The organism is Cupriavidus sp. D384, from assembly GCF_001652915.1.
In the GTDB taxonomy this organism is placed as follows: domain Bacteria; phylum Pseudomonadota; class Gammaproteobacteria; order Burkholderiales; family Burkholderiaceae; genus Cupriavidus.
Map to the genome: position 1 here is coordinate 59,939 of NZ_BBQI01000095.1, position 16,496 is coordinate 76,434.

Annotated in this window: 14 protein-coding genes; 13 read left to right on the top strand and 1 reads right to left on the bottom strand. The window is 67.2% G+C overall.

Features of this window, described 5'->3' with window-relative positions; all coding sequences use genetic code 11:
* Positions 1-11 precede the first annotated feature (11 nt).
* The gene (locus tag A9J21_RS22805) at positions 12-1,619 is read right to left on the bottom strand and encodes a DEAD/DEAH box helicase (RefSeq protein ID WP_066739445.1); all 1,608 of its coding nucleotides are present in this window, start codon (positions 1,617-1,619) and stop codon (positions 12-14) included.
* A 257-nt stretch (positions 1,620-1,876) separates the two neighbouring features.
* Between A9J21_RS22805 and A9J21_RS22810 the strand changes: the two genes are divergently transcribed.
* From A9J21_RS22810 to A9J21_RS22870, 13 genes are all read left to right on the top strand, one after another.
* Positions 1,877-3,565, top strand: a complete 1,689-nt coding sequence (locus A9J21_RS22810) for a ClcB-like voltage-gated chloride channel protein (RefSeq protein ID WP_066739446.1) — start codon at positions 1,877-1,879, stop codon at positions 3,563-3,565.
* Between the two features lie 160 nt (positions 3,566-3,725).
* On the top strand, positions 3,726-4,151 hold the full coding sequence (locus A9J21_RS22815) for a hypothetical protein (RefSeq protein WP_066739447.1): 426 nt from the start codon (positions 3,726-3,728) through the stop codon (positions 4,149-4,151).
* Positions 4,152-4,212: 61 nt separating this feature from the next.
* Positions 4,213-5,565, top strand: a complete 1,353-nt coding sequence (gene miaB / locus A9J21_RS22820) for a tRNA (N6-isopentenyl adenosine(37)-C2)-methylthiotransferase MiaB (RefSeq protein WP_066739448.1) — start codon at positions 4,213-4,215, stop codon at positions 5,563-5,565.
* Positions 5,566-5,571: 6 nt separating this feature from the next.
* Entirely contained in the window at positions 5,572-6,570 is a 999-nt protein-coding gene (locus A9J21_RS22825) for a PhoH family protein (RefSeq protein WP_066739449.1), read from the top strand.
* A complete protein-coding gene (gene ybeY, locus A9J21_RS22830; RefSeq protein WP_404851411.1) occupies positions 6,570-7,325 on the top strand; it encodes an rRNA maturation RNase YbeY in 756 nt (251 codons plus the stop codon). The genes A9J21_RS22825 and ybeY overlap by 1 nt, the downstream gene beginning before the upstream one ends.
* A 111-nt stretch (positions 7,326-7,436) precedes the next feature.
* A complete protein-coding gene (locus A9J21_RS22835; protein ID WP_066739451.1) occupies positions 7,437-8,324 on the top strand; it encodes an HlyC/CorC family transporter in 888 nt (295 codons plus the stop codon).
* Positions 8,321-9,964: an apolipoprotein N-acyltransferase gene (lnt, locus tag A9J21_RS22840; RefSeq protein ID WP_066739452.1), complete on the top strand. Its 1,644-nt coding sequence runs from the start codon at positions 8,321-8,323 to the stop codon at positions 9,962-9,964. Before A9J21_RS22835 ends, lnt begins: the two co-directional genes overlap by 4 nt.
* Positions 9,965-10,432: 468 nt before the next feature.
* Positions 10,433-11,386 (top strand): glycine--tRNA ligase subunit alpha, encoded by a 954-nt coding sequence (gene glyQ, locus A9J21_RS22845; protein ID WP_066739453.1) that lies wholly within the window; start codon positions 10,433-10,435, stop codon positions 11,384-11,386.
* Positions 11,383-12,003 carry a hypothetical protein gene (locus A9J21_RS22850; RefSeq protein ID WP_066739454.1) on the top strand — a complete coding sequence of 207 codons (621 nt, stop codon included), beginning with the start codon at positions 11,383-11,385 and terminating at the stop codon, positions 12,001-12,003. Before glyQ ends, A9J21_RS22850 begins: the two co-directional genes overlap by 4 nt.
* A gap of 30 nt (positions 12,004-12,033) precedes the next feature.
* A complete protein-coding gene (gene glyS, locus A9J21_RS22855) occupies positions 12,034-14,157 on the top strand; it encodes a glycine--tRNA ligase subunit beta (RefSeq protein WP_066739455.1) in 2,124 nt (707 codons plus the stop codon).
* 28 nt (positions 14,158-14,185) lie between these two features.
* Positions 14,186-14,788 carry a D-glycero-beta-D-manno-heptose 1,7-bisphosphate 7-phosphatase gene (gene gmhB, locus A9J21_RS22860; RefSeq protein WP_066739456.1) on the top strand — a complete coding sequence of 201 codons (603 nt, stop codon included), beginning with the start codon at positions 14,186-14,188 and terminating at the stop codon, positions 14,786-14,788.
* A 34-nt stretch (positions 14,789-14,822) separates the two neighbouring features.
* Positions 14,823-15,584, top strand: coding sequence for a 1-acyl-sn-glycerol-3-phosphate acyltransferase (locus A9J21_RS22865; protein ID WP_066739457.1), 762 nt, complete (start codon positions 14,823-14,825; stop codon positions 15,582-15,584).
* Positions 15,581-16,477: a M48 family metallopeptidase gene (locus A9J21_RS22870; protein WP_066739458.1), complete on the top strand. Its 897-nt coding sequence runs from the start codon at positions 15,581-15,583 to the stop codon at positions 16,475-16,477. Before A9J21_RS22865 ends, A9J21_RS22870 begins: the two co-directional genes overlap by 4 nt.
* Positions 16,478-16,496: the final 19 nt, after the last annotated feature.

Consider the following 16,496-nt stretch of genomic DNA (forward strand, 5'->3'; position numbering starts at 1 on the left):
GGCAGGTCCGGTCAGGGTGCCGGCTTGCGGCTGCCGCCGAGCAGCGCGGCTTGCGGCGCCGGACGGCGATTGCGGGCCGGTGCCGAAGCCGCTGCATCCTGTGCCGGACGCGGCTGCTGGGGACGGGCCTGCTGCGGGCGCGGCGGCTGCTGCGAACGGGCCTGCTGCGGACGCTGGCCCGCCGGCTTGGCGGCGCCATTGCCCGAACCGTTGCCATTGCCATTGCCGGTGCGGCCGTCGCCGCGAGCCGGCTGCGCGCCCTGCGCGGGACGCGGCTGGCGCGACTGGCCCGGCTGACCGGCCGACTGACCGCCCGATTCCTGGCGCTGCCCTTGCGGAGCACGCGGCGCACGGCGCTCGCCGCCATTGGCATTGCCACCGCCGTTGCCACGCGGCTGGCCGCCACGGCCCTGCTGCGGGCCGCCGCGTTGCTGGCGGCCCTTCTGGATCGGCTCGGCCGCAATGCTCGGGTCCACTTCAAACCCGGGCAGCGCCACCTGTTCGATCTGGCGCTTGATCAGGCGCTCGATATCGCGCAGCAGGCCGTGTTCATCGACGCAGACCAGCGAGATCGCCTCGCCTTCGGCGCCCGCGCGGCCCGTGCGGCCGATACGGTGGACGTAGTCCTCGGGCACGTTGGGCAGGTCGAAGTTCACCACGTGCGGCAGCTGGTCGATGTCGATGCCGCGTGCGGCAATATCGGTCGCCACCAGCAGGCGCAGCGTGCCGGCCTTGAACTCGGTCAGCGCGCGGGTGCGGGCCGACTGGCTCTTGTTGCCGTGGATCGCCAGCGCGGACAGGCCATCCTTGGTCAGCTGTTCCGCCAGGCGGTTGGCCCCGTGCTTGGTACGCGTGAACACCAGCACCTGGTGCCAGTCGTGCTGGCGCACCAGGTGGGCCAGCAGTTCGCGCTTGCGCTCGCGGTCCACGGGGAACACGCGCTGCGCCACGGTTTCGGCCGTGGTGTTGCGGCGGGCCACCTCGATCGAGGCCGGGTTGTTCAGCAGGCGGTCGGCCAGCGCGCGGATATCGTCCGAGAACGTGGCCGAGAACAGCAGGTTCTGCCGCTTGGCCGGCAGCACGTTCAGGATCTTGCGGATGTCGTGGATGAAGCCCATGTCGAGCATGCGGTCGGCTTCATCGAGCACCAGCAGTTCCACGTGGGACAGGTCGATGGTGCGCTGGGACACGTGATCGAGCAGGCGTCCGGGGGTGGCTACCACGATGTCCACGCCACGCTTGAGCGCGTCGATCTGCGGATTGATGCCGACGCCGCCGAACATCACCATCGAGCGCAGCTTCAGGTACTTGCCGTAGTTGCGCACGCTTTCCTCGACCTGTGCGGCGAGTTCGCGCGTGGGGGTCAGCACCAGGGCGCGTACCTGCGGACGGGTGCCGCGCGGCGCCGGGTTGCGTGCCGCGGCATCGCCCAGCAACTGCAGCATCGGCAGGGTGAAGCCAGCGGTCTTGCCAGTGCCGGTCTGGGCACCGGCGAGGAGATCGCCACCTTTCAGAATTGCGGGAATGGCTTGCGCCTGAATCGGGGTCGGCGTGGTGTAGCCCTGTTCGGCCACGGCACGCACCAGCTTGTCGGACAAGCCGAGTTCGGAAAAAGACATGAATTGACGCTTCGGCTGCCCGTTACGCAGCAGATGTGCGCCAATCGTGGGACAGCTCGGGTAGATAACCGTACCTGAGGGTCAGGGCCGGCGGGATGGGTCGATTGCCCCCGTTCCCGGGCTGGAAAGGCCCGTAGTGTACCAGTCTGTGGAAACCGGCGCGCCGCTTGTCGACCCCAGGTGGCGCTGCGCTATCATGACGGCCACCCGGCGCCGGAGCGCGCCAGCCCCCTCCCATCGCTCTTCCCCCAATCGCCATGCGGTTCCGTTTCGTCGAAGACCAGGAAGTCACGCTCTTTGCGGCCATCCCCGTGGGTCTGCTGGCCGGCATCGTGACCACGCTGTTCAAGGAAGCACTGGAAGCCAGCGGCCTGGTCATGTTCGGCAAGGACGCCGATATCGTGATGATCTTCGCGGGCCTGGCGCTGGCCTGGCGGGTCGTGATCCCGATGGTGGGCGGCGCCCTGGCCGGTGCGCTGCTGGTGGCGGCCCAGCGTTATGCGCGCACCGAAACCCTGCCCAGCGAATACATGGAAGCCGTGGCGCGCGGCACGGGCCGCCTGCCGGTGCGCATCACGCTGCTGCGTGCGCTGTCGTCGTTCTGCTCGATCGTCTCGGGCAGCTCGGTCGGCAAGGAGGGCGCGATGATCCAGCTGGCCGCGCTGACCGGGTCCATTTTCCCGTCCGGGCGCGCCGACCAGGCCGCCGGCGACAGCAACATGCGACGCATGCTGACGGCCTGCGGCGCTGCGGCCGGCCTGGCTACTGCCTACCACACCCCCTTGTCGGCTGCGGTGTTCGTGGCCGAAGTCGTGTTTGGCGCACTGGCCGTGCAGCGCCTGATGCCGCTGTTGCTGGCTTCGGTGGCCGGCACCATGGTCAGCCAGTGGCACGGCGGGCTGGAACCGCTCTACTCGGGCCTGCATATCGGCCCCGACCTGCTCCAGCAGCCGCACCTGCTGCTGGCCGCCGCCGGCATCGGCCTGATTGCCGGGGTGTCGGGGGCGGTGTTCATGCGCGCCAATACGCTGGCCCGCGCCGGATTCCGGCACGTGCCCGGCGGCCCCGTGGCGCGCCTGGCGCTGGGCGGCCTGCTGGTGGGACTGCTGGCCATCGTGGTGCCGGAAGTGGTGGGCAACGGCTACTACACCATCCAGACGATCCTGCGCAACGAACCGCTTTCGGTTGCGGTCTGGGGCGTGCTGCTTGCCAAGCTGGTGGCTACCGTGGTCAGCATGGGCTCGGGGGCCGTGGGCGGCGTGTTCACGCCATCGATGTTCGTGGGCGCGGCACTGGGCCAGCTGGTGGCGCTGGGCATTCCGGGCGGAACCGCCACGCCCGTGCTGCCGCTGGTGGGCATGACGGCCTTCCTGGCGGCCACCAGCCAGGCGCCGCTGATGTCGATCCTGATGGTCTTCGAAATGACGCTGGCGCCCACGCTGCTGCTGCCGCTGATGATCGGCGCGGTGGCGGCGTACTACACGGCGTCGCGCTGTCAGACCTTGTCGCTCTACAGCGTGGTGGTCGAGCGCGCGCAGGCGTCGGCGGCCGTGGAGCGGGCCCGCGGCCTGCGCCTGGCCGGGCTGTGCGATCCGACCAGTACGGTGATCGACCCCGCTGCCACGGTGGCGCAGGCGGCCGACAAGTTTGCCGAAACCGGCACGCGCTACCTGTACCTGGTGGATGCGGCCGGCACGCTGCTGGGCGCGATCTCGATCCATGCGGTCCAGCGCGCGCAGCGCGAGGCGCCTGACGCCACACTGCCGAGCCTGGGCGACCTGGCGTTCCCCTCCCTGACACCCGACTCGCGCTTGCGCGACGCCCTGGCGATCTTCTCCGAGCACGGCATCAACCGCATCCCCCTGGTGCGCGACGCCACCAGCCGCGAACTGATGGGCACCGTCTCCAAGCAGCGCGTGCTGCAAGAGGCATCCTGCCTGTTCTGAGGCGGCTACGCCACAAATGCCCGGCGCGCGCTTCCCCCGCCCAGGGCGCAAACGGGTAAAATCGCGGGTTACCCTGCCTGCGCGATGGCTGCAAGCGTGATGGCGTCCGGCGCCGGCGGTATTCCAAGAACGATCGCTGTATTTCTTGTCGGGAGCCTTCATGCTGAAGCTGTTGTCGCGTTCGTCGCACATCGCGTGCGCCGCAGTGTTGCTGTTGTCCGCCGCCCCTGCCATGGCGCAGACCGTCCAGACCACGACCCAGACCACCGGGCAGGTCACGACCCAGGTGGCAAACCTGGCGATGGCCGGCACCCCGGTACGCGTGATTCCGGACGATGCCCAGATGGCACGCCTGGAACTGGCGCGTCCGACGGCCACCGATCCGCTGCAGGCAAAGCTCGACGGCAAGACTCACGGCTTGGCCCCCGGACTGCGGCTCTTCAGCACCGACACCGTGCTGATGAACCCGAACGCGGTGGCCGGCAAGAAGCTCAACGTGCGATACAAGCTCGACCTCTATGGGCAGTTGCTGACCGCGTGGGTACTGACCGACGCGGAAGTGAAGGCATGGAAGGCCGCGCACTGACCCTTTCCGAATCAACCTGTTGTGCCCTGATGCCCCCAGGTAAACCACTGAGACCGGCACCATGAAGAAGGTATTTGTCAAAACGTACGGCTGCCAGATGAACGAGTACGACTCGGACAAGATGGTGGACGTGCTGAACGCCACGCAGGGCATGGAGCCCACGGACAACGTCGAAGACGCCGACGTGATCCTGTTCAACACCTGTTCGATCCGCGAGAAGGCCCAGGAGAAGGTGTTCTCCGAACTGGGCCGCATGAAGGCGCTCAAGGCCGCCAAGCCCGACCTGGTGATCGGCGTGGGCGGTTGCGTGGCCAGCCAGGAAGGCGCGGCGATCGTGTCGCGCGCCCCGTACGTCGACGTCGTGTTCGGCCCGCAGACGCTGCACCGCCTGCCCGACCTGATCAACCGCCGCCAGTCCACCGGACTGTCGCAGGTCGACATCTCGTTCCCGGAAATCGAAAAGTTCGACCACCTGCCGCCGGCGCGCGTGGATGGCCCGAGCGCCTTCGTGTCGATCATGGAAGGCTGCTCCAAGTACTGCAGCTACTGCGTGGTGCCCTACACGCGCGGCGAGGAAGTGTCGCGTCCGTTCGAGGACGTGCTGGCCGAAGTGGCCGGACTGGCCGACCAGGGCGTGCGCGAGGTGACGCTGCTGGGCCAGAACGTGAACGCCTACCGCGGCACGATGGGCGGCACCAGCGAAATCGCCGACTTCGCGCTGCTGATCGAATACGTGGCCGAGATTCCCGGCATCGAGCGCATCCGCTACACCACCAGCCATCCGAAGGAATTCACCTCGCGCCTGGTGGAACTGTACGAACGCTGCGACAAGCTTGTGAACCACCTGCACCTGCCCGTGCAGCATGCGTCGGATCGCGTGTTGATGGCGATGAAGCGCGGCTACAGCGTGCTGGAGTACAAGAGCATCATCCGCCGCCTGCGCACCATCCGCCCGGACATGTCGATGTCGTCGGACTTCATCATCGGCTTCCCTGGCGAGACCGATGCCGACTTCGACAAGCTGATGGCGATGGTCCACGAGATCGGCTATGACACGTCGTTCTCGTTCATCTTCAGCCCGCGCCCCGGCACGCCGGCCGCGAACCTGCACGACGACACGCCACATGACGTGAAGCTGCGCCGCCTGCAGATCCTGCAGGCCGCAATTGAAGAAAATGTGGTGCGGATCAGCCAGGGCATGGTTGGCACGGTGCAGCGCATCCTGGTGGAAGGCCCGGCCCGCAAGGACCCGACCGAACTGCACGGCCGCACCGAGAACAACCGGGTGGTCAACTTCGCGCTGCCGGGCATCCCCCAGGCCCAGCGCGACCGCATGGTCGGCCAGATGGTCGACGTGAACATCACGCAGGCGTTCCCGCACTCGCTGCGCGGTGAAATCGTCGTGCGTCAATAAGCCTTTATGAAGATTCCGACAGCAGAATTTGTCGCCCCCAAGGACGACAACACGCGCCTGCAGAACCTGTGCGGGCCGCTGGATGAAAACCTGCGCCAGATCGAACAGGCGCTGGACGTGACGATCCAGCGCCGCGGCCATCGCATGACGGTGCGTGGCGAGCGCGCGCAGGACGCAGCGCTGGCGCTGGAGCGCTTCTACAACAACGCCAGGGTCACGCTGTCGATCGACGACGTGCAGCTTGGGCTGGTGGAATCGCGCCAGATCGCCGCGCACGGGGCCTACCTGCCCGGCAACGAGGAAAACGGTGGCGCGACGGATCCTGACGACGATTCGCCGGTACTGCACACGCGCCGTGCCGGGCTGCAGGGCCGTACGGCCACGCAGCGCGAGTACCTGCGGCACATCCTGTCGCACGACCTGACGCTTGGTGTCGGGCCAGCCGGCACCGGCAAGACCTATCTGGCCGTGGCCTGCGCCGTGGACGCGCTGGAGCGCGATGCGGTCAAGCGCATCGTGCTGACGCGCCCGGCCGTGGAAGCCGGCGAGCGGCTCGGCTTCCTGCCGGGCGACCTGGCCCAGAAGGTGGACCCGTACCTGCGTCCGTTGTACGACGCGCTGTACGACCTGCTGGGCTTCGATCGCACGCAGAAGATGTTCGAGCGCCAGATGATCGAGATCGCGCCGCTGGCCTACATGCGCGGCCGCACGCTGAACCACGCCTTCATCATCCTGGACGAAGCCCAGAACACCACGCCGGAACAGATGAAGATGTTCCTGACGCGGATCGGCTTCGGCTCGAAGGCCGTGATCACCGGCGACACCACGCAGATCGACCTGCCGCGCGGCCAGAAGAGCGGCCTGGTGGAGGCGCAGCACGTGCTGCGCGAGGTGCGCGGCGTCGCTTTCACACGCTTTTCCAGCATCGACGTGGTGCGCCATCCGCTGGTGGCACGCATCGTCGATGCCTACGACGAATATCACGCCCAGCACAAGGACGCCTGATCTTGACCAAGAAGTCTCCCGCAACAAAGACGCCCGACGCCACGCGCGTTGTCCTGTTCGATGCCGACGGCCGCGCCCGCAAGGCGTCGGCCCACGCGCTGCGCATCCAGCTGGCCGACGGCCGCAGCCTGACGCTGGACCTGTCCCAGGCCACCGACGGCGTGGTGGCGCTGCTGGCCGAACACACCGACCCGCGCCAGCAGGCCGGCCTGCTGATGCGCCCCGACAACGGCGATGCGCTGTCGGTGGCCGTGACCGCCACGCCGATCGTGACCACCACGGGCACGCCGGCCACGCCGGCCGAGGTGGATCTCGACATCCAGTTCGGCGATGGCATCCGCAGGCGCCCGGGCGTGCCGACGCGCAAGCAGATCGAAAAATGCGTGAAGTCGGCCCTGTATGACGATGCCGCGCTGACCATCCGTTTTGTCGACGAGGAAGAAGGCCGCGCGCTGAACCGCACCTATCGCGGCAAGGACTACGCGACCAATGTCCTGACATTTGCCTACGCCGAGACGGCCGACGACCCGGTCAGCGGCGACATCGTGCTGTGCTGCCCGGTGGTGGAAGCCGAGGCAAAGCAGCAGAAGAAGCCGCTGGAGGCGCACTATGCGCACCTGATCGTCCATGGCGTGCTGCACGCGCAAGGCTACGAACACGAGGACGACGCCGAGGCCGAGGAAATGGAGGCCATCGAGACCGAAACGCTGCAGGCGCTGGGCTTCAGCGACCCGTACCAGCCTGTGCGCGAATAAGCACAAAAGGCTGACGCCCGTGATGCCGGCGCCATTGCAATGCTGGCGTCACGGGGCTGCAAGCCTTTTAGTGTATGCTTCAGACGATCTCCACCACGCGCTAGCCGCGACATGAACGACCCCTATCCCAGTTCGAAGCCTGCCAGCTTCAGGCAGCAGGATCGGCCCCGATCCCTTCTCGAACGTCTTTCGGATTTCATTTCCCCCGAGCCGGACACCCGCGCCGAACTGCTGGAAGTGCTGCAGGACGCGCATGAGCGCAACCTGATCGACGCCGATTCGCTCTCGATGATCGAGGGTGTGTTCCAGGTGTCGGAACTGACGGCGCGCGACATCATGGTGCCCCGCGCCCAGATGGATGCGGTCAACATCGCGGATACGCCAGAAGCGTTCATCCCCTACATGCAGCAGACCGCGCACTCGCGCTTTCCGGTGTATGAGGGCAATCGCGACAACATCATCGGCATCCTGCTGGCCAAGGACCTGCTGCGCTACTACACCGACGAGAACTTCGACCTGCGCGAGACACTGCGCCCGGCCGTGTTCATTCCGGAGTCGAAGCGGCTGAACATCCTGCTGCGCGAATTCCGTATCAATCGCAACCATATTGCGATCGTTGTCGACGAGTATGGCGGCGTGGCCGGGCTGGTCACGATCGAGGACGTGCTCGAACAGATCGTTGGCGACATCGAGGACGAATTCGACCTGGACGAAGACCAGGACATGATCCTGCCCACCACGGACGGGGCCTGGCGCGTGCGCGGGCTGACCGAGATCGAACAGTTCAACGAGGCGTTCGGCACGGCATTCCCGAACGATGACGTCGATACGGTGGGCGGCCTGCTGACCAACCACGTGGGCCATGTCCCGCATCGCGGCGAGATCATCACCTTGCCGCCAATCCGTTTCGAAGTGCTGCGCGCCGACGCGCGCCAGGTGCATCTGCTGCAGGTACACCGCGAGGCTCCGGCCGACACGAACGGCGTGGCCGACGCATGAAGCGCGCCGGCACGCCCGACGCCGTGGGTACCCGCCGCGCCGATCCGCTGATCGGCGCCGGTCCAGCCTCCCCCTCTTCCGCACCAGCTGGCGCTGCCCAGCGCGCATCGCTCCAGGGTGTGCTGTTCCGGCTGCTGATCGCCGCAGCACTGGGCGTGGCCCACACGCAGGCGTTTGCGCCGCATGACTGGTGGTGGCTGCAGATCCTGTCGCTGGCCGGGCTGGTGGCGCTGGTCGCCGATACCGCGCGCCCGCGTGCGGCGGCCGCCACGGCCTACGCCTTCGGCATGGGCTGGTTCCTGTCCGGCATCTGGTGGCTGTATATCAGCATGCACGTCTATGGCGAGATGCCGGCGTGGATGGCCGCACTGGCCGTGGTGCTGTTCGGGGCGTACCTGTCGCTATGGCCGGCGCTGGCCGCCGGCGTCTGGCACTGGCTGACCCGTCGCGGCCGTGGCGGCATTCTGGCCGCGCTGGCGTTCGCTGCCGCGTGGGCCCTGTCGGAATGGCTGCGCGGCGTGGTGTTCACCGGTTTCCCGTGGCTGGGCAGCGGCTATCCCCATACCGATGGCCCGCTTTCGGGCTTCGCGCCGCTCATCGGTGTTTATGGCATCACGTTCCTGGCGGCGGCGTCGGCGGCGTTGCTGGTCGTCGCCGTGCGCGCTGCGCTGCGCCGCGCCGAGCCGGGCGCTGCACGTGTCGCCGCCTGGTCGGCCGGGCTGGTGGCCGTCACGCTAGGCGGCGGGATGGCGCTGGCGCCAGTTGCGTACACCACCCCGATCGGCAAGCCCGTCAGCGTGCGGCTGCTGCAGGGCAACGTGGCGCAGGACATCAAGTTCGAGCCGGTAGGCATCCAGCGCTCGCTGGAACTGTACCGCGACATGATCACAGCAGCGCCGGCTGACCTTGTCGTCACGCCAGAAACCGCGTTCCCGGTGATTCTGCAGGACCTGCCGCTGGATATCGCCAGGGATGTGCGCACCTATATGGAGAAGACCGGCACGACGGTCGTCTTTGGTGCGGCGGGCGCCGATTCGCCGGTGGACTTCACCAACAGCGTGTTTGCGATCGGGCCCGAGATGGAGGCGCTCTACCGCTACAACAAACACCATCTGGTGCCGTTCGGCGAATTCATCCCGTTCGGCTTCCACTGGTTCGTCAACATGATGAAGATGCCGCTGGGCGACTTCCGGCGCGGCACGCTGGACCAGCCGGCCGTGCCGGTGCGGGGCATCCATGTGGCACCCAATATCTGCTACGAGGATCTGTTCGGCGAGGAAATCGCCGCCACGCTGCGGCAGCAGGCCACGCCCGCCAATCTGCTGGCGAACGTCACCAACCTGGCCTGGTTCGGAGACACCATCGCGCTGGACCAGCACCTGCAGATCTCGCGCATGCGGGCGCTGGAAATGCGCCGGCCGATGCTGCGCGCGACCAATACCGGCATGACGGCCGTGGTCCGGCCAGACGGCACGGTGCAGGCGAAGCTGCCGACGTTCGAGGTGGGTACGCTGACGGCGGATGTGCAGGGCATGCAGGGGCTGACGCCCTATATCCGCTGGGGCAACGTGCCGGCACTGGCCGGCAGCGTGCTCGTGTTGTTGCTGGCGCTGCGGGGGCGGCGCCGGTTGCTGGATTAACCGACCAGCGAGGTCGCCATCGAGACGGCGGCGGCGGCCACCATCACGGCGATGGCGACGATATAAGGCTTGCGAGACAGCAGCGACATGACCAATCCCCTTGAAGTTGTTATTTCGAGCCCGCATCGCGTTAACGGCCCGCCACGCTGAAAGCTGACGCTTCCTGCCCCGGCAGGCCCGCAATCCGGCCTGGCGGCCATCTGGTTTGTGATTCGGTGACCGCGTGCTTTTACTGTATACAAAAACGGTATCGGCACCTATCGGACAGTTCTGAAACCCGTGTCAGGATTTACCCGACCCGTTGCGCCGGCCCGACACCCGCTGCATGCACGATTCGTGCCCTGCGATACCGTTTTCATGCCTGTTCCCGGCTGAGAGAGGCCAAAAACCCGATAGAATCCAAGGTTTGGCAAACCCGGCGCGAGACGGTTCGCGCACTTGCCCGCCAGCTTTCCATTTCGTCTTCCTATGCTGACCTTCCAACAAATGATTCTGACCCTGCAGGCCTACTGGGACCGGCAGGGTTGCGCATTGCTGCAACCGATCGATCTGGAGGTCGGCGCCGGTACGTCCCACGTGCACACGTTCCTGCGCGCGATCGGCCCCGAGCCGTGGCGCGCCGCCTACGTGCAGCCGTCGCGCCGGCCCAAGGACGGCCGTTACGGCGAGAACCCGAACCGCCTGCAGCACTACTACCAGTACCAGGTGGTACTGAAGCCGGCGCCCGAGAACATCCTGGAGCTGTACCTGGGCTCGCTGGAAGCGCTGGGCCTGGACCTGAAGCAGAACGACATCCGCTTCGTCGAGGACGACTGGGAAAATCCGACGCTCGGCGCCTGGGGCCTGGGCTGGGAAGTCTGGCTCAACGGCATGGAAGTCACGCAGTTCACGTACTTCCAGCAGGTGGGCGGCATCGACTGCAAGCCGATTACCGGCGAAATCACCTACGGCATCGAACGCCTGGCGATGTACCTGCAGAAGGTGGAAAACGTCTACGACCTGGTCTGGACCGAGTGGGAAGAGAACGGCGAGACGCGACGCCTGACCTACGGTGACGTCTACCACCAGAACGAGGTGGAGCAGTCCACCTACAACTTCGAGCACAGCAACACCGACATCCTGTTCCGCCACTTTGCCGAGCACGAGGGCGAGGCCCGCCGCCTGATGGGCGATGCCGGCGAGAAGAACGAAGACGGCACGCCGAAGCTGACCGACACCCGCCTGGCGCTGCCGGCCTACGAGCAGGTGCTGAAGGCGGCACATACGTTCAACCTGCTGGATGCGCGCGGTGCCATTTCGGTGACCGAGCGCGCCGCCTATATCGGCCGGATCCGCAACCTGTCGCGCATGGTCGCGCAGGCCTACTACGATTCGCGCGAGGCGCTGGGCTTCCCGATGTGCAACAACGGGGCCCGCGCATGACGGCCCGCGTGCGCGGCGCGCTGGCACTGATGGCGTTTGCCGTGCCGGTTGCGCTGTCGCCTGCCGGCAGCGCGTTTGCCGCCGCGCGGACGTCGCCCGCGCCATCGCCCCAGGCGCTGTACCTGCCGTCCGACCTGACCAATATCTGCGAGGCGGATACCCAGGCGCTGCAGCAGGCCATCACGCGGCACTGGCGCCCGTCGCTGTCGTCGATCGACCAGTGGACGCAGCTGGTGCGTTCGTTCTCGTGCGACCTGTCCGGGTCGCGCGACCTCGGCTGGCACCGCGTGCCGCTGCGCGCCTACGAGAGCGCCATCCGCTACCCGCTGCAGTGGGTCGAATGGGAAGAAAACGGCGGGCGCTCGCGCCGCACGGTGCGGACCTACTATTCCGCCGCGCAGCTGCCCGCGAAGATCGATTTCTGGGTGGGCGGGCGCATCGACGAGATCCGCTACGACCGCCGGGCCCATCGCATCGACGCGCGTTTTCCGGCCGCAGGCACCCGCGGCGCTTCCGGCGTGGCCGTGCAATGCGCCTACACCACGCTGCAATTCCGCCAGCAGAACGGCCTGTGGCTGCTGTCTGGCGTGGAACCCAATCTCGCGCTGCGCTGCTGATGCGCGCGCCCATACCTGTTGGATAGATTCATGTCGCAACCCATGACCGATTCGCTGCTGATCGAGCTGTTCACCGAAGAACTGCCGCCGAAGGCGCTGGCCCGCCTGGGCGAAGCCTTCGCACAGGGGCTGTTCGATGGCCTTGGCGCACGCGACCTGCTCGAAGCCGGCGCCGCCGTGACGCCCTTTGCCACGCCGCGCCGCCTGGCCGCCCTGGTAACCGGCGTGCGCCGCACCGCGCCGGATCGCGAACAGCGCGAAAAGGTGCTGCCGCTGACCGTGGCGCTTGACGCCAACGGCGCCCCGACCGCCCCGCTGTCCAAGAAGCTGGCCGCCCTGGCAAAGTCGGTGGGCGTGGCCGAGATCGACTGGCAGACGCTGGAGCGCGCCTCGGATGGCAAGGCCGATGCGTTCTTCTACCGCTACACCGCCAAGGGCGCCGCGCTGGCCGACGGCCTGCAGGCCGCGCTGGACGACACCCTGGGCAAGCTGCCGATTCCGAAGCTGATGAGCTACCAGCGCCCGGACGGCACCACGGTGCATTTCGTGCGCCCGGCGCACAGCCTGATCGCCCTTTACGGCGCGGAAATCGTGCCGGTGTCCGTGCTCGGCCTGCCGGCCAGCAACATCACGCAGGGCCACCGCTTCCTGTCGCAGGGCATCATCGAGATTCCCCACGCCGGCGAATACGCGGGCCTGCTGGAATCGCGCGGCCGCGTGATCGCCAGCTATGCCGACCGCCGCGAGCGCATCCGCACCACCCTGCTCAAGGAAGCCGGCGCCGACCAGGTGATCATGCCCGAGTCGCTGCTGGACGAAGTGAATTCGCTGGTCGAATGGCCCGTGGTCTATCCGTGCCATTTCGAGGAAGCCTTCCTCGCCGTGCCGCAGGAATGCCTGATCCTGACGATGCAGACCAACCAGAAGTACTTTGCGCTGACCGACGCCGCCGGCCACCTGCGCAACCGCTTCCTGATCGTCTCGAACCTGGCCACCGACACGCCGCAGTCGATCATCTCGGGCAACGAGCGCGTCGTGCGCCCGCGCCTGGCCGATGCCAAGTTCTTCTTCGACCAGGACCGCAAGAAGACGCTGGCATCGCGCGTGCCGCAGCTTGCCAACGTGGTCTATCACAACAAGATCGGAAGCCAGCTGGACCGCGTGCAGCGCCTGCAGCAGATTGCCGGCCATATTGCCGACGCGATGAATGCCACCGGCGCCCCCGTCGACAAGGCTGCCGCGATGCGCGGTGCCGAGCTGGCAAAGGCCGACCTGCTGACCGACATGGTGGGCGAGTTCCCCGAGCTGCAGGGCACCATGGGCACGTACTACGCGCGCCATGACGACGAGGCCGAGGACGTGGCGCTGGCCTGCTCCGAGCACTACCGCCCGCGCTTTGCCGGCGACGCGCTGCCCGAGGGCAATGTCAGCACCGCCGTGGCGCTGGCCGACAAGCTCGAAACGCTGGTCGGCATCTGGGGCATCGGCCTGCAGCCCACGGGCGAGAAGGACCCGTTTGCGCTGCGCCGCCACGCGCTGGGCATCCTGCGCATGCTGATTGAAAAGCCGCTGGCGGTGTCGATCGACACGCTGCTGGGGCTGACCGAACAGGCGTTCGCGGGCATTGCCACCGTGAAGCCGGCCCGCGAGGCGATCTCCGACTTCCTGTACGACCGCGTGCGCGGCTACCTGAAGGACAAGGGCTACACCACGAACGAGGTGGAAGCCGTGGTGAGCCTGCGCCCGCAAAGCCTGCACGACATCCTGGCCCGCATGGAAGCCGTGCGCACGTTTGCCGCGCTGCCCGAGGCCGAGGCGCTGGCCGCCGCGAACAAGCGCATCACGAACATCCTGAAGAAGACCGACGAGGCCATCGGCTCCGTCGACACGGCACTGTTCCAGGAAGCAGCCGAAGGCGCGCTGTTCGAAGCCATCGAACGCGTACGCCCGGGCGTGGAAGCCGCCTTCGCGGGTGGCGATTTCACCGCCGCGCTGCGCGACCTGGCCCAGCTGCGCGACGCCGTCGACCGTTTCTTCAACGACGTGATGGTGATGGCCGACGACGCGAAGCTGCGCGCCAACCGTCTGGCGCTGCTGTCCACGCTGCACGGCCTGGCCAATCGCGTGGCAGACATTTCGAAGCTGGCCGCCTAAGCTGTCTACAAGCCGCCCCGGAGCCGCCATGCCACAGTCCCTGCCGAAGTTCGTCATCCTCGACCGCGATGGCGTGGTCAACCTGGACAGCGACCACTTCATCAAGACCCCCGACGAGTGGGTGCCGATCGCCGGCAGCCTCGAAGCCATCGCCATGCTGAACCAGGCCGGCTATCGCGTCGTCATTGCCAGCAACCAGTCGGGCATCGGCCGGGGGCTGTTCGAGATGAGCGCGCTCAACGCGATGCACGAGAAGATGTACAAGGCGCTGGCTGCGCTGGGCGGCCGCGTGGAGGCCGTGTTCTTCTGTCCGCATACCGCCGCCGACAACTGCGACTGCCGCAAGCCGAAGTCGGGCCTGTACGAGCAGATCGGCGAGCGCTTTGGCGTGGAACTGCGCAACGTGCCCACCGTGGGCGATTCGCTGCGCGATCTTGAAGCCGGCGTGGCCGTGGGCTGCGTGCCGCACCTGGTACGCACCGGCAAGGGCCTGCGCACGCTGGACAAGGGCGGCCTGCCCGCCGGCACGCGTGTCCATGACGACCTGGCCGCGTTCGCGCGCTGGCAGGTAGCCGAAGGGGCGCACAAGACCCCTGCCCCGACGGCCCACGCGGCGCAGCACGCCCCCTGAGGCACCGTCCGCCCCCTGATTCTCGCCCCCATCGATGACCTTTATCCGCTCCCTGCTGTTCGCGCTGTACCTGGTGGTGCTGACCCCGCCCTACGCGTGCATGTGTTTCATCGTCTTCCCGTTCATGAACGCGGAAAACCGCTTCCGCTTCGTACGCGGCTGGCCGCTCCTGGTGATCTGGGCCGCGCGCCTGATCTGCGGCATCCAGTACCGCATCGAAGGCATGGAGAAGATGCTGGCGATGCTGGACAAGCCCGTGGTGCTGCTGTCCAAGCACCAGTCGGCCTGGGAGACCGTGGCCTATGTGGCGCTGATGCCCAAGCCGCTGTGCTTTGTCTTCAAGCGTGAACTGCTGTTCGTGCCGTTCTTCGGCTGGGCGCTGGGCATGCTCAAGATGGTCCACATCAACCGCAAGGACGGCACCCGGGCGTTTGCCTCGGCCGCGAGGCAGGGCCGCGAGCGGCTCAACGAGGGCGCCTGGATCATCATGTTCCCCGAAGGTACGCGCACCCCGGCCGGCAAGGAAAACCCGCGCTACAAGAGCGGGGGCGCCCGCCTGGCCGTGGAGACCGGTGCCTGGGTCTTTCCGATGGCGGTCAACTCGGGCCGCGTCTGGCCGCGCAATTCGTTCATGAAGTATCCGGGCATGATCACGATCTCGATTGGCGACGCGATTCCGTCGGCCAACAAGACCGCCGACGTGCTGAACCAGGAAGTGGAAGTCTGGATCGAGGCGGAGATGCGCAGGATCGATCCGGAAAGCTATCGCCGTGCGGGGAGCCAGGCCACCGCATGAAGCTGCTGCGTCCCACCGCCGACCCCAACGCGCAGCTGGAGCTGCCGCTGGCCGACGCCACGCCGCCCGTCCAGCCCGCGCAGCAGAACCTGCTTGCGCCGGCGCCCGACGCGCTGCCAGGGACCGAGCGGGCCGGGGACCGAACCGGTGACGTCTGGCCGCCGGTGCTGCCGAACGGCCGCGTGCTGCAGGTGGGCGAACGGACGCTGCACTATTCGCTCAAGCGCTCGTCGCGCCGGACCATCGGCTTCACGGTGGATGATCGCGGGCTGTCGATCACGGCGCCGCGCTGGGTGACGCTGCTCGATATCGAATCGGCCATCCTGGAAAAACAGCGCTGGATCTTCACCAAGCTTGGTGAATGGCGCCACCGCGAGTCGCGCCGCGTGCTGCCTACGGTGCAGTGGCGTGACGGTGCCGAACTGCCGTTCCTGGGCCAGCCGATCACGCTGCGTCTGGAATCCCCGGCCGGCGTGCTGTGTTTCGATGCCGATACGCGCGTGCTGCACCTGGCGCTGCCGGGCCACGCCGAAGAGCAGCAGATCAAGGACCGCGTGCAGGGCTGGCTGCAGAACCAGGCCCGCCGGTTGCTGTCCGATCGGCTCGATGTCTACGCGTCCAAGCTCGGCGTGCGCCATACCGGCTTTGCACTGACCTCGGCCTCGACGCGCTGGGGCAGCTGCACCGCCGACGGCAAGATCCGGCTCAACTGGCGCCTGATGCACTTCCCACTGTCAATGATCGACTACGTGGCCGCGCACGAGCTTGCGCACCTGAAGGAAATGAATCACAGCCCGCGCTTCTGGGAAACCGTGGAATCGATCTTCCCCGAGTTCCGCGACGCACGCGCGCGGTTGCGCGCGCATCCGCCCGAACTGCTGCCGACGTTCTGACGCGCGGGCCAGCCACCCT

What these genes read in the sequence shown, in the direction of transcription:
- A9J21_RS22870 (WP_066739458.1), top strand. Translation starts at nt 15,581, where the DNA reads ATGAAGCTGCTGCGTCCCACCGCCGACCCCAACGCGCAGCTGGAGCTG.
- glyS (WP_066739455.1), top strand. Translation starts at nt 12,034, where the DNA reads ATGTCGCAACCCATGACCGATTCGCTGCTGATCGAGCTGTTCACCGAA.
- A9J21_RS22865 (WP_066739457.1), top strand. Translation starts at nt 14,823, where the DNA reads ATGACCTTTATCCGCTCCCTGCTGTTCGCGCTGTACCTGGTGGTGCTG.
- gmhB (WP_066739456.1), top strand. Translation starts at nt 14,186, where the DNA reads ATGCCACAGTCCCTGCCGAAGTTCGTCATCCTCGACCGCGATGGCGTG.
- A9J21_RS22825 (WP_066739449.1), top strand. Translation starts at nt 5,572, where the DNA reads ATGAAGATTCCGACAGCAGAATTTGTCGCCCCCAAGGACGACAACACG.
- A9J21_RS22815 (WP_066739447.1), top strand. Translation starts at nt 3,726, where the DNA reads ATGCTGAAGCTGTTGTCGCGTTCGTCGCACATCGCGTGCGCCGCAGTG.
- A9J21_RS22810 (WP_066739446.1), top strand. Translation starts at nt 1,877, where the DNA reads ATGCGGTTCCGTTTCGTCGAAGACCAGGAAGTCACGCTCTTTGCGGCC.
- lnt (WP_066739452.1), top strand. Translation starts at nt 8,321, where the DNA reads ATGAAGCGCGCCGGCACGCCCGACGCCGTGGGTACCCGCCGCGCCGAT.
- miaB (WP_066739448.1), top strand. Translation starts at nt 4,213, where the DNA reads ATGAAGAAGGTATTTGTCAAAACGTACGGCTGCCAGATGAACGAGTAC.
- A9J21_RS22805 (WP_066739445.1), bottom strand. Translation starts at nt 1,619, where the DNA reads ATGTCTTTTTCCGAACTCGGCTTGTCCGACAAGCTGGTGCGTGCCGTG.
- A9J21_RS22835 (WP_066739451.1), top strand. Translation starts at nt 7,437, where the DNA reads ATGAACGACCCCTATCCCAGTTCGAAGCCTGCCAGCTTCAGGCAGCAG.
- glyQ (WP_066739453.1), top strand. Translation starts at nt 10,433, where the DNA reads ATGCTGACCTTCCAACAAATGATTCTGACCCTGCAGGCCTACTGGGAC.
- A9J21_RS22850 (WP_066739454.1), top strand. Translation starts at nt 11,383, where the DNA reads ATGACGGCCCGCGTGCGCGGCGCGCTGGCACTGATGGCGTTTGCCGTG.